Raw genomic sequence first — 13,520 nt, forward strand, 5'->3', positions numbered from 1 at the left:
TATGTAGGAAAAGAGTTCACATTACAAAGAGACGCAGCAGGGTGCTGGTCTCTTTTTTTGTATGACCGGGTTAGATAGAATAGGAGAATTCTTAAGTCAGCTGACATTGCAGAAAGTGTATAATCATATAAACATAGAATCTGCTAGGAAGGGCGGGGAGAGTCACGATGGAACGGGAGATATTTAAGTTCAGCTGGGTCGGCAGTGATGAGATGTATCTCGATCATCCGGCGACAGTTACATATAAGAGTATGGTGATCGGCCGTTACGGCGGGAACACAGCAGCAGGTGCTGATAAGAATGAGGATGGTGCCTACGTATTAAATGAACCAGGCGGCAGCTGGGAATTCGTCATGCTTCTGGATGCGCATAAAACTGCAGAAAGTGCTGAACTGCTGGTCCGCACGATCGACAGTGAAGCAGGTGAAATTATCAGGCTGCTCTCGCTGCCGGTTCATCAGGCGTTTCATGCGCTGGAACAATTTCTGTTGTCTATTTTCAAGTCGGAGGATTTCAAAAGTAAGTGCAGGCAGGTTACAGGGGAGACCGCGTGTCTGATTAGCGTGCGTATGGAGAATTACATCTGGTGGTTCTCTGTAGGAGATAATTCGCTGTATCTGCTTCATCCGGATCTGGCCGCCCGCGGGCAATATGCTTTGAATCAGCGCAATTACTATGAATGGATCGGATTCGTGAACACCTTCGACCAGCCGGTTGCCTGCTATTCTTCAGGAATCCGTGAGCTGCGGCAGGGCCATAACGTGATCGTGATAACTACGGACGGTATTTTGGAGGTGGGAGCAAGAGTACTTGAGGACCCGCGCAGGCTTTATCTTGCTTTTGCAGGTGAGAAGGAGATGGAGAAGTGTGTAAAAGATGTATTGGCGGATGTACACCAGCAGTTAGGCCGGGACAGCGCTACGGTTATTGCCTGGAGTTATGAGAATGGCAGGAATGGTGCTATGCCTAGTGATTAGCTATATATTATGAAGGTGAATTTTATATTGAGAAGGTGATTATTATGAAGATTACTATGAGAGCAATTAGAGACTTCTGCGGGACTGACTTTTATAACCGGGGGAAGTCTTATTATGAACAGGGGTGTGTCCGCAGCCTTACCTTTTACCCGGGCGATAGCAGCTATGAAGCACAGGTGAAGGGAAGGAAAGTATACGAGGTAAATATTGATATTTATGACCGTACTGATACCTTCAAAGCAGACTGTTCTTGTCCTGCCTATGAGAACTATAGCTGCTGTAAACATGTAGCGGCAACACTTATTGCTATACACATGCAGCAGATGAAGGAGCCTGCCGATGCACAAGCTGCTCCATCCAGACGCGTAAACAAGTCCAAATACAACCAGACGGAGCAGCTTATTTCTTCTTTTCAGAAATCGGTTCTTAACCGTGAGAGTGAGCCTGTGCTATTCGGTCATGCAGAGCCGCTGCAGTTTGAGTTCACGCTTAACGTTAATGGTTACAGCAGCAGTCCGCGATTCTCCGTTGAAATGCGTGTGGGAATCAAACGTCTGTATGTAGTGTCCAAAATAAACGAGTTTCTTGAGCATTTCGAGCAGCGTAAGCCGTTATACTTCAAGAGTATATTTACCTTTGATGCTGAAAACCAGCATATTAATCCTGCGGATATGAAATTCCTTGAACTGCTGATTCTAATGAAAAACACCGAGAAAATTTATAGAAATGATCTCCCCAGCTATCATAATAACTCCTTAAAGGACGGGAAAACAATTGTCGTGAACCCGCTGGCCTGGGACAAGCTTAAACTGCTTTTTCCGGAGGTGAATGTCATTATGGGGGGATCGGGGAACCCGGGAATTCGGGCTGAGCTTGCAGAAGAGGCGCCTCCGCTTGAATTTACGATTGGACCAGGGAAAAGACAGGACTATGTTCTGTCAGCTTCAGCACTGGATCATCTGATGCTGTTTCCGGACTACTCCACTGTAATCATGAACGGGAAGATATATTCAATAAACAGTGCTGTTATAAGCATGCTTTCACTATTAAAGCAGCAGTTTGCGGCATCGCAGAACATTGAGATCGCTCCCGGACAAATCGAATCGGTCGTTCAGCAGGTACTGCCAGCCCTAAGAAAGCTAGGGAAAGTAAGGGTGGAGCAGGCAGTAAGCGAGCGGATTGTAGAACCGGACATGCAGGCCAAGCTGTATCTGGATTATGCGGATGGCATATTGACGTTTCGGCTGGAATTCCATTATGAAGAGATTATTATCAACCCGCTGGAAGAGAAACCAGATGACGCAGTCCGCAAGCAGAAGATCCTTATCAGAAATGTTCAGCAGGAAAATAAGATCATTGCTGTTCTGGACAATTCTCCACTCAGGCGGGAGCGGCAGCACTGGGCTTCAGTAAGTGAACTGGTCCTTTATGAGGCGCTATATGAGGTTATTCCAGTTCTGGAAGACTATGCAGAACTATTGGTTACTCCTGCTGTTCAGGGACTTGTGCTGGCGCGTAAATCGTATCCCAAAGTCAAAGCAAATTTAAATGAGGGCCTGGACTGGCTGGATATCTCGTTTGAGCTGGAGGGATTGGATGAACAGGAGACTGTTCGCGTCATGCAGGCTATTGTGGAGAAAAAGAAATATGTCCGGCTTAGCAGCGGGGCCTTTCTGTCCCTTGCAGATGAAAGCTTCAGCGAATTCGGTAACGTGGCCGAGCGGCTGAATCTAAAGCGGAAAGAGCTGAAGCAATCCGTGATACGCCTGCCCTCCGTTCAAGCGCTGCAGCTTCCGGAGCGTGGACAGGGGTTCAAGCATACAAAGTGGGGCAAGTCTCTCCGGGTATTCCTGGAGCAGCTGCGGGAACCGGACAGTCTGGAGTTCGAGCTGCCGGCTGAGCTTAAACCTGTGCTCCGTGACTATCAGGCCAGAGGCTTCCAGTGGATGAAGACGTTGTCGAAGTTCAGATTCGGCGGGATTCTGGCGGATGATATGGGACTGGGTAAAACCATTCAGAGTATCGCTTATATCTGCTCCGAGCTGGCTGAGCTGGAGACTGAGGCGCAGGTGAAAGCTCCGGTGCTAATTCTCTGTCCGGCATCCTTGACCTATAATTGGGGGGATGAATTTGCCCGGTTTGCTCCAGAGGTAAAGGTACTGGTGGCAGCAGGGCAGAAGGAGGAGCGAAGCGGACTGCTGGAGAGTAAAGCCATGGAGGAAGCGGATGTGATTATTACTTCGTACCCGCTGCTCCGGAGAGATATTGACCTGTATTCCGGCACCACCTTTCATGCGCTAATCCTGGATGAAGCCCAGGCGATCAAGAATTCAGCTTCCCAAACGGCCCAGGCCGTTAAATCTATTATGGCTGCGCGGAAATTCGCTCTGACAGGAACACCAATTGAGAACTCGGTAGATGAGCTGGAGGCTATCTTCAGTACAGTATTCCCGTCGCTGTTCGCCGGACGATCAGCCTTTAAGGAGTTGCCTGCAGGGCGGATCGCGAGTATCGTGTCTCCTTTTATTCTGCGGCGGCTGAAAAAAGATGTGCTGGAGGAGCTGCCGGACCGCATCGATACCGTGCAGCGCACGGAGCTGCTGGATGAGCAGAAGCAAGTGTATCTCGCATACTTATCCAGGCTCCGTGCTGATACCGAACAGGATTTGCAGGCCGAAGGTTTCCAAAAGAGCCGGATGAAGATTCTGGCGGGAATCACCCGTCTGCGGCAGATCTGCTGCCATCCGTCATTGTTCATGGAGAATTATACGGGCGGCTCAGGCAAGCTTGCGCAATTGCAGGAAACCGTGCAGGAATGCCGCGATTCGGGCAAAAGAATGCTGGTGTTCTCGCAGTTCTCCAGCATGCTGCAGCTGATCCGGCAGAGCTTAATCCACGCGGGTTTGGAGCCGTTCTATCTTGATGGCTCAACTCCGGCCAGGGAACGGGTTGAGCATTGCAGGCGTTTTAATGAGGGAGAAGGAGAAGTATTCCTGATCTCGCTCAAAGCAGGCGGAACGGGCCTTAATCTGACCGGAGCAGATACTGTTATTTTATATGACCTGTGGTGGAATCCGGCAGTGGAAGAGCAAGCGATTGGCAGAGCGCACCGCATGGGGCAGCGAAATGTCGTTCAGGTGATCCGGATGATCACAGAAGGTTCCATCGAGGAGAAAATTCTGGAGCTGCAGCAGCGCAAAAAGGATTTAATAGAAGAAGTGATTGAAGCAGGAGAAAATAAGAACACTCGGCTGTCGGAAGAGGATATCCGTGAGCTGCTTAGAATGTAAGTAAGCCCGTACCTATTTTACCCGTACATGCACTTCTAGGCATCTACCCACATACAATAAAAGGACCATGAACCCGTAGTTCTCGCTTGCAGATCGGTTTCATTGTACATGTGCGGGAGGTGTCGCCAAGTTGCCTGGAATCATAAGCACGATTGCGCTGCTGATCAAAGAACTGACGCTGCTGGTATCTTACGTAAGGAACAATGCTTTTCCCCAGCCTCTATCGGAGCAGGATGAGAGCAAATACTTAGGGATGATGGCCGAGGGGGACGCTAAAGCACGAAATTTGCTAATTGAGCATAATCTGCGGCTCGTTGCCCATATAGTCAAAAAATTCGACAACACCGGCGAAGACATGGAGGACCTGATCTCCATCGGCACCATTGGGCTGATCAAGGCCATCGAGAGCTACCGCCCGAACAAGGGCACGAAGCTGGCTACTTTTGCGGCCCGCTGTATTGAAAACGAAATCCTGATGCATCTCCGGTCGCTGAAAAAAACCCGCAAAGACGTGTCTCTGCACGACCCGATTGGGACAGACAAGGAAGGGAACGAGATCACGCTGATTGATATCCTCGGTTCTGAGGCGGATGATGTGATTAAAGAGGTGGATCTCAAAATCGAGAAGAGCAAGATATATCGGAACCTGGATATATTAGATGAGCGGGAGAAGGAAGTCGTCGTCGGCCGCTTCGGGCTGGATACTGGCGGGGAAGAGCGGACGCAGCGGGAGATTGCGAAGGATCTGGGGATCTCGCGGAGTTATGTGTCGCGGATTGAGAAGAGGGCACTCATGAAGCTGTATCATGAGTTTTATAAGGCGAAGCGGTAGGGGGAGTGAGTCTGTCTTTTGACAGGCTCTTTTTGTTGTCGAAATTTGGACAAGTAGTTCGATAGGATTATGTGAAAAGTAGGATTTCTGTGTAAAACATTTGAAATTTAATGTTATAATTTGGATAATCATAATACTATTATTACATAATCTGGATGGAAAAGGTGGCTCGTAATTTTGGAAGTACAGTGAATAAAATGATTAAAGAAACTGCAAAAGCGCAACGTGCTGCTTAAATTCCGAGGAATGCTGCTATTCGTGAGTAGGAGAGAAATTTAAGACTGAGGCGGATGGACTTGAAGTTATTATTAAGATCAACTGGATAGAACTTCAAAACCTGCCTGCCACCCGGATCTCATGATTATAAATATGGTATATATGTTCTAGTGTTACTAGTTAAAGAGAAACCTAAAGAATACGGAATTACTTCAAAATTGCAACATGCCTTTTAAAGTTCTTAACTATGTCTTGATTCCCGATAAAATGAGCCTGGTTCTCTTTACGTCGTGTAAGGGAACTTTTTGGATTGAATATTTTAAGATGTATCTCTTGGAGTAGGGAAGAACATTCAGATGGCCATTAGTAAAACGACGATTACTGTCAACGAGGTGCTCACCTACAAAATGAATGGTTGCTAATGAACTGATTGAGCAGGAGTTACGCTGGATTGAATGCGGAGCTTTCTGTTTTACTTTTTTAGTTGCTATTGCTGTTCGTTTATATAACCCTTACGTGATAAAATAAATGGAATATAAATCAATTAATAAGGTAGGAGAAAAATGGATAACCAAACTGGACTAAATCTTAGATATGCAACATCTCCGGGGGCACTTCAATGGCTTGTATTTCATCTTTTAAATCGATTACCATTTCAATGGGAAACTGGTCCAGTACACAGCGGCGGGGTTGAGGGCGCTGATAAGACCCGGAAAGGTACTCCAGACATTTGGGGAATATTGAAGGGAAATCAGACAGCTTACGTTCAAATAAGCACAGATGTTTCTTTGGGTAAACTCGAAAAAGATGTGAAAAAGTGTATTGATAAGCTTGTAGGACTTAATGCAAATAAAAGTGCAATTATTATGGCTTTTATGACTTATGACCCGCAACATGAGGAAGTATTTAGGTGTATCACTCTCTGCAATGAAATTGGAGCCACCTTTAAAATGTACAATAATACATTGCTTTGCAAGCTTCTTGACGCCCCTGAGAATCAAGATTTGAGGAAAAAACACTTATCTATACCGATGGATGCTGAAAAAGCTATCAGTAGTTTTGAACGTATTCATTCTTCTTTTAGGAATCTCGACTTTGGAGCAGCAACCGAACAGTTAACTGACATGATTCAAATGTTTGACGTTAACAGCAATTTGGAAGTTATTCCAGATTTAAAAAATCCAGGTAACTTTACGATTACTCCAAGAAAAACCGAAGAAAATCCAACAGGAGTTATAAGAACAAAAATTCATTTTGTTGTTACTGATGAGATTCGAAAATTCGCTTCATTTGGTGATTTTTTAAAGCACTTATATTATAAGCAAATAACAGCAGAACTAATTGTACAGGAAGTTGAACAGTATTCAGGTGAGCAATTAATCAAAAGAACTAAAACAAATAATGAGTTTGAAACAGAACAAATCGAAACTGTCGAGTTCTTTAGTGAACAACCTGTAGAAATCATAGTTGAAAAAATGGATAAAGAAGGGGCAAAGTTACCAGATCATATTGTAATCTATCCACCTTCAATGTCTGATCCTTTTCTAGTAAATCTAGAAATAGATGAAATATTTATAATGATGTTAAGCCTGCAAACCAAAGAAATTAATGAAAGTGAAAATCATATCGTGTTTACTGTATCAAATTCTCACCAAACAGAATCCCCTTATATATTTGAAATGGTCGTTTCCTTACCTAAAAAAGTCAATGTAGAAAACCGGCTCGTTCAAGCACAAGACGTTTCGTTTAATTTTTCTCAAAGAAAGGTTCCTACTGCTTATCAACTTTATCAGTATTCAGATTTACTATATCTTTTAACAAAATCAAAAAAGCTAACATTGATTAACCTAAGCAATGGTAGTGAACTAATGTCTGGCAACACAGTAAAAATTGAAGCTACAGTAAAAGAATCTATGGCCCAAAGAGACTTTTGGAAAGATGTCTTATATGTAGAACGTAGATTAGGACATCAGTTTGAGATTCCCGAAATAATAGAGACATCCGATATTGATAACATGTACGAACTTATTCGAAATGTCAGAACTGGTATATCGGTTATCAAGAATGTCCAATTAAATTTAGACTTTAGAAAAACTGAAATGAACGTTGAAGCACATCAATTGATTCGTGACAGTATGAAAAATAGGTACTCTGTTAGAATGCAAGAAAGCGAAGATTATGTAATTACGACTCTCGGAAAAGAGTTTAATTTTGGTAAACGATTACTTGTTATTCCTGAATTAAAAGCAATAAATGACAAGCTTGATATTAACGGCGAAACTGTCACAGTTAACTGTATAGCAAATGTGCTGCTTTTAATAATTCCTGAGTATTATGGTACAGATGACTTGTTATCAATCCTTGAAAAAGAAGGCTATAAGGGCCCGCTTATATTAAAAGTGAATATTGATCAGGCTTAATACCTGGGTTGGTCTGATTGACAAGCAATATGTATCCGATATATTTTTGATTGACTTGTATTAGCAACTTAAAAATCAACAGCACAAGGTGAAATATGCAGGCCTTCTCTTAATGGCACAACAGGTCTAGTCAAGTCAATTATGAGTTGCGTCCGAGTAATGGTAAGAACAGAATAAACCTCCCATATGCGGGAGGTTTATTTATTATACAAAATGTAGGGCTTCGCCAGAATCGATCGGGAGCCATTGCCGGTTGAAGAATGTAGAGCTTAAATCAGCATAATACGTAGTAATAGGTAGGCGACATTTTAATAATGAACCAATGTGCATGAACGAAAGATGATAAATATCTTGAATTATTGCTTCAATCGGTAGTGATCCCTTTTTCTTGATAATTTTAATCGGTTGTGCTGTGCCGACACGTGGATGAGGATTTGTGGCGATAAGATATGCCGACTCATCTTTTAGATAACACAATCCTGGCTTGGTCTCCCAACCTTGCTTACCAACGGTTAGAGCCATGCGACGATTCGTTTTCTTGATGATTTCAACCATGTCATATTGTACATCCAAACTATTCATTACTTCGTCTAGACTAAGTAAATCTTCTCTACAAAAACCATCCCGATGAAAAGTAACATGCTTTGGTCTTTCATTGTAATGTTGCTGATATTGGTCTATAGCTGAGTATACAATTTGACACATAGTTTCATGACGGATTTTTTCACCGGCCTCATTAGAGGTGTTTGCCTTGCTAGACAATACTCTGCCGTCTTTTCCTACGACCTGTACAATTCCTGTAGAGTGTCTACCAGCTTCATGAGATACATCCAACCCAATAAAACAATCAGATGACAGAGGAGAATTTAAGATCCACGGTTGAATGCCAGATTTAGAATAGAGTCCTAATAATAGATTGCCTAGAATGTAGTCATTAGCTTTTTGAAGAGTTTCTATAGTTATGAACTGAGTTGGTACTGAGGAATTTCCTCCGAATTCCTTCTTTACCAAGTCATACCACATTCCTGAAATTTTCTCCGGAATTATCACGAGCGTCAACTCTTGAAATAAATTTTTTGTAAGTTCTTTCAGTAGGATGGCAAGTTGGTGTGGATTTGTGAAATCTATCGGTCTGTTCCGATATGCTCCTGATTTTTTTAAGATTGATAATGGTACACCCCATTTATGGGATAGCGCATTTAATTTATCATTAAAGTCATTTATGACATCGAGTTTTGTATCTATCAGTTCTGGGTATACAAGCAAATTAATTGATAAAGGTTTTGAGGCTACAACACCGCCCTTATCAAGTCCATATTTAAGCTGTGTTTGAGTAACATTTTTTCCGAATTGAAGATTAGGATTTGACAACTCCAATATTTCATACCCAGCTTGCTGGACTAGGAGCTTTTGTTTATTAAATTTAATTTTATCAGTGCGTGCTAATATTTTTTGTATTTCATCCAGCAATGTCTTAATTTTTTGATTTGCGTTTTGTTTAAAAATTTCTGATGTTTGACGTACTACATTAGTAGGAAGCGACTCAAAAGTAAGTTCTTTTTGTAGCATAGCAGGTGCATAAGCAATACGAGATCCATTAAACGCTTTTAGATAGACAACAGGCATACTCTGTTCAAGTTTATCAACTTTCCAAGCTTGCTTTCGTTCTTTAGTAAAATAATTAACAACAGATTGATTAAGTTCTGGAATTGAATCATTGATTGTGGAATTGGAGATTTCCACAAACTCATAATGAAGATTGTTATATATATCAATTACTCGATCGCCTTTAAAAATAGCATTTGATTTCATGAGATCATATACCGATTCATTTGTACGATAACTATGATTTAAATCAAAGCCAACGGAAATTTTGCCCGCATAATCTACAGTAACATCACATTGTATAACCCTGTGTATTGAAATATTTTCTACGACTTTTTCAGCTTTTAACCACGTGAATTTTCGACTTCCAGCAGCAATTTCTTTTTTTGGCTGAACGCTTTCTATAGTTCTTAAAAGTAATCGTTCCAAGATAGCTCTTTCTGCTAAGATGGTGGGATTAATTGAGCGATATTCATGCTGAGTGAATGTGTATTCACCCCAATTTTCAATAGGTTGCCAACTTACAATATATTGATCATAAAAATCGATAATGAGCGATCTGTTTAATTTTCTAAGGTCAAAACAAGCATTTCCGTTTTCTTTATGCTGTTCAAATACATTACGCACTGGTAGCGTATATAAATGAATATGTAGAACATTTGTGTTCGTGTCTGATTCCCATTCTGTAAGTACGTAGTGTGTTAGTGGTGTATTCATAATCTGTTCTTTTCACTCTCCCTATTGGCCTATACCGATATATCTATATGGCATATTTTAACTATACAATATATCCCATGCATCATCTACAAGCATCTTGAAATAAGACTTCTAAGAAAACCAGATGATTTTACATCGTATCGTGTCCACAACATCAAAAAATTCGACAACACCGGCGAAGACATGGAGGACCTGATCTCCATCGGCACGATTGGGCTGATCAAGGCCATCGAGAGTTACCGCCGGAATAAAGGCACGAAGCTCGCGACCTTTGCTGCACGCTGTATCGAGAATGAGATCCTGATGCACCTCCGTTCGCTGAAAAAGACCCGTAAAGACGTGTCCCTGCACGATCCGATCGGGACAGACAAGGAAGGCAACGAGATCACGCTGATTGATATCCTCGGCTCTGAGGCGGATGATGTAATTAAGGAAGTTGATCTCAAAATCGAGAAGAGCAAGATATATCGGAACCTGGATATATTGGATGAACGGGAGAAGGAAGTCGTGGTTGGCCGCTTCGGGCTGGATACAGGCGGGGAAGAGCGGACGCAGCGGGAGATAGCGAAGGATCTGGGGATCTCGCGGAGTTACGTGTCGCGGATAGAGAAGAGGGCGCTCATGAAGCTGTATCATGAGTTTTATAAGGCGAAGCGGTGAACTTGAAATTACAAAGTAGTATCTGCTTACTATGCAACTTGTCTACGGACGAGTTGCTTTTATTATTTTATAAAACACAAAAGCTAATTAAATATAACTAAATTTGAGTATCAAGCAAAAAAAACCACTTATGCTCGGAAATCCCAAGCTTGCTTAAGTGGTTAATCGTGCTTTTGAATTTTAGAACAACCTTAAATTGTCGGGTTCAATGCCCCTTGATACTCATTCATTAGATTGTCGATAATCTGTTGTACGGACAAAATCTCTTTAATCTCATGAACTCTGGCCCCGGCAAAAACCAATCCGTTCTTAACATCTCCTCTAAGGGAAGTGAGCAGGGATTCCATTGTACAGAAGCGATGTGAACAAACCTTTAGACAATCATAGCATTTGACTATCTTTAATTTGGCATCATTACTGATGCGGTCCGTAAATTCATTTCGAATCGCTCTTCCTTCTAGACCCACAGTAGACTTGATTAGGACAGTATCTCCTTGCTGAGCATCTACATACTTTTGCTTGAAGGCTAAGGGAGCATCACACTCATGGCTTGCCACAAAACGGGTACCCATTTGAACACCAGATGCGCCAATCCGAAGGGCTTTTGCGATATCATCCCCTGTCAAAATTCCACCCGCAGCAATAACCGGAATCGAAACGGCCTCTAAGACTTCAGGAAGGATATCAAACATGGGTCTGTCTGTACCTAAATGGCCCCCGGCTTCGAACCCTTCCACAACGACTGCGGAGGCACCAAGTCTTTCGGAAATTCGGGCTAATTTGGCGGATGAAACAATAGTTACTACAGGAGTACCATATTCTTTACCCCAAGCATAAATATCTCTAGAAATTCCGGCTCCGGAAATAATAAAGTCAACCTTTTCTTCTAAAGCAACCTTCATTTTCTCGGCAAAGTCCTTCACTGCGAATAGTACATTCACACCGATATAGCCAATCCCTTTAGAGAGTTCTCTTGTTTTGCGAATATGCATTCTCAGCTCTTCAGCAGTGATCCCTGTACCAGAGATGGTGCCGATCCCACCCGCCTTGGCTACAGCAGCGGCGAGTCCACTTAAGGATATGCCTACACCCATTCCACCTTGAATAACAGGAACTCTCGATTTAATATGTCCGAATTGGATTGTTGGAAGTTTCAATTACACACCTCTTTCGCAAGTTGAAGGAATAAGATATATCGTAACACAGTTAAGTCTTTCCTGGATGTGACTGTAAACATGCTCAAACTATGTTAAATATCATGTCTTTCAACTGTTTTCTTTAAGGTGTTGATATCAAGTGAAAATTCAAGAAACGAAGTATCCGTTAACAATACAGCAGTAAAGCGACTTGTCTGTGGATGAGTTGCTTTTTATTTTTCTTGACGGAGGTCCAAATGATTAGTTTTCAGCCAACTCGTGGGATTAGTTCGAGAGTTCTCTCTTTTTTCGAGGGAAAGGATGAGTGGGAATTGCATATACTGTAAAGTGTTAAACTTGGATAAACCAGATAGATGAAAGTTCTTGGAATTAGCAAAAGAAACCCGAAGTCTCATAAAAGACTTGGGTTTCTCGTCAACCTGAGTAGTCTGTAGGACTACTTTTTATTTACTAATAGGAAACCAACCTGGCATGGCTTGAATTACATTTGAAAGTTTTTCCGGAATATTAAGCTGGTCGAGTTTCGAAACGTTCAACTCAGAATCCACCTCGGCTTCACGTCCATTTGCGACCTTCTCAACCCAATTAGGATCTATAATTAACGCATGCCCAATGGCGACTAGCGGCAATCCTAATTCCACAGCTTTAAGAGCATCATCTGGTGTTACTATGGATCCAGCAGCCATCACAGGTACCTTACCGTGTGCTCTCTCAAGAATTAATTCAAGCCGTGTTTTCCCATCTTGACTATCTACTGGCTTTGAAGACACATTATCTAGTGAAGCATGAATATAATCTAAATCCTGTTCAACTAGGAAATCAATTAATTCATACGTATCTTTCATACGTAATCCGTCCACTTTGTGAGATTCTTCAGGGGAAAGCCGGTATCCAATAATGAATGGTTTTGTAGCATGCTTTTCAATGACGCTTTTGACTTCTTCAATAATCGCCAACGGAAAACGCAAGCGATTTTCAAGTGATCCTCCCCATTGGTCCATTCGTTGATTTGTTGCTGGCGACCAAAAATTCTGAATTAAAAATCCATGAGCTCCATGGATTTCGATGCCATCAAATCCGGCTTCGATCGCTCGTCTTGTTGTGTCTCCAAAAGCACGTACAATCGACAAGATCTCCTCATGAGATAGTTCTCTTGTTTCTGGAGTTGAACCTAAATTAGTAACTTCGGGTTGCAATGCACTCGCACTAACTGCATCCAATCCAGGCAGGACTTTATTTCCAGCATGGAAAATCTGTAGTATCGCAGGAGAGCCTCCACTTTTTGCTGCCTCAGCTAATCTTCGTAAACTTGGAGTGAATTCATCATTGTACCCAGCGAATTCATTCGTAAAGCCCTGCCCATTAGGTGTAACATGAGTACACCCTGTAATGACGAGTCCTACTCCATTCACTCTTTGTTTGTAATACTTTACTTCGTCATCCGAAATGGTAAGGTCGTCATTACTTGACCAGGTTGTCATGGGTGCCATAACCACTCTATTCTTCATTGTTATTCCGCTTCTGAAGGTGAAGGATTCAAATAACCGGCTATATTTCTGATTCATTTCATTAACCTCGCTATCACAGTTTATTTTCTACTTCAGTATATTTGGTTCCTGTTACGGTAAGTAAAGGATTTTTTTATT

The 13,520-nt window shown here is 42.3% G+C and carries 8 protein-coding genes; 5 read left to right on the forward strand and 3 right to left on the reverse strand.

Annotated elements, in window-relative coordinates:
* Window positions 1-167 precede the first annotated feature (167 nt).
* The 4 genes from PBOR_RS07875 to PBOR_RS07890 all read left to right on the forward strand — a co-directional run bounded on the left by PBOR_RS07875 (window position 168) and on the right by PBOR_RS07890 (window position 7,735).
* Window positions 168-977 (forward strand): PP2C family serine/threonine-protein phosphatase, encoded by an 810-nt coding sequence (locus PBOR_RS07875; protein ID WP_042211192.1) that lies wholly within the window; start codon window positions 168-170, stop codon window positions 975-977.
* A gap of 56 nt (window positions 978-1,033) precedes the next feature.
* Complete coding sequence (locus tag PBOR_RS07880; RefSeq protein ID WP_245648078.1) at window positions 1,034-4,267, forward strand: DEAD/DEAH box helicase; 3,234 nt, start codon at window positions 1,034-1,036, stop codon at window positions 4,265-4,267.
* A 130-nt stretch (window positions 4,268-4,397) separates the two neighbouring features.
* Window positions 4,398-5,099 carry an RNA polymerase sporulation sigma factor SigK gene (gene sigK, locus PBOR_RS07885; RefSeq protein WP_038587424.1) on the forward strand — a complete coding sequence of 234 codons (702 nt, stop codon included), beginning with the start codon at window positions 4,398-4,400 and terminating at the stop codon, window positions 5,097-5,099.
* A gap of 779 nt (window positions 5,100-5,878) precedes the next feature.
* On the forward strand, window positions 5,879-7,735 hold the full coding sequence (locus PBOR_RS07890) for a hypothetical protein (RefSeq protein WP_042211194.1): 1,857 nt from the start codon (window positions 5,879-5,881) through the stop codon (window positions 7,733-7,735).
* A gap of 204 nt (window positions 7,736-7,939) precedes the next feature.
* On the opposite strand, the gene PBOR_RS07895 is transcribed toward PBOR_RS07890, so the two are convergent.
* On the reverse strand, window positions 7,940-10,057 hold the full coding sequence (locus PBOR_RS07895) for a Piwi domain-containing protein (protein WP_042211195.1): 2,118 nt from the start codon (window positions 10,055-10,057) through the stop codon (window positions 7,940-7,942).
* A 102-nt stretch (window positions 10,058-10,159) separates the two neighbouring features.
* On the opposite strand from PBOR_RS07895, the gene sigK (PBOR_RS07900) reads away from it, so the two are divergent.
* The gene (sigK, locus tag PBOR_RS07900; protein WP_081972339.1) at window positions 10,160-10,717 is read left to right on the forward strand and encodes an RNA polymerase sporulation sigma factor SigK; all 558 of its coding nucleotides are present in this window, start codon (window positions 10,160-10,162) and stop codon (window positions 10,715-10,717) included.
* A 191-nt stretch (window positions 10,718-10,908) separates the two neighbouring features.
* On the opposite strand, the gene PBOR_RS07905 is transcribed toward sigK (PBOR_RS07900), so the two are convergent.
* Both PBOR_RS07905 and PBOR_RS07910 read right to left on the reverse strand, forming a co-directional pair.
* Window positions 10,909-11,874 (reverse strand): NAD(P)H-dependent flavin oxidoreductase, encoded by a 966-nt coding sequence (locus PBOR_RS07905; RefSeq protein WP_042211196.1) that lies wholly within the window; start codon window positions 11,872-11,874, stop codon window positions 10,909-10,911.
* A 443-nt stretch (window positions 11,875-12,317) separates the two neighbouring features.
* Window positions 12,318-13,439: an NADH-dependent flavin oxidoreductase gene (locus tag PBOR_RS07910; RefSeq protein WP_042211197.1), complete on the reverse strand. Its 1,122-nt coding sequence runs from the start codon at window positions 13,437-13,439 to the stop codon at window positions 12,318-12,320.
* Between the last annotated feature and the right edge of the window lie 81 nt (window positions 13,440-13,520).

This window comes from Paenibacillus borealis, from assembly GCF_000758665.1.
GTDB lineage: Bacteria > Bacillota > Bacilli > Paenibacillales > Paenibacillaceae > Paenibacillus_AQ > Paenibacillus_AQ borealis.

Coding starts and splice junctions, on each gene's coding strand:
- PBOR_RS07910 (WP_042211197.1), bottom strand. CDS start 13,439: ATGAATCAGAAATATAGCCGGTTATTTGAATCCTTCACCTTCAGAAGC.
- PBOR_RS07890 (WP_042211194.1), top strand. CDS start 5,879: ATGGATAACCAAACTGGACTAAATCTTAGATATGCAACATCTCCGGGG.
- PBOR_RS07875 (WP_042211192.1), top strand. CDS start 168: ATGGAACGGGAGATATTTAAGTTCAGCTGGGTCGGCAGTGATGAGATG.
- PBOR_RS07895 (WP_042211195.1), bottom strand. CDS start 10,057: ATGAATACACCACTAACACACTACGTACTTACAGAATGGGAATCAGAC.
- PBOR_RS07880 (WP_245648078.1), top strand. CDS start 1,034: ATGAGAGCAATTAGAGACTTCTGCGGGACTGACTTTTATAACCGGGGG.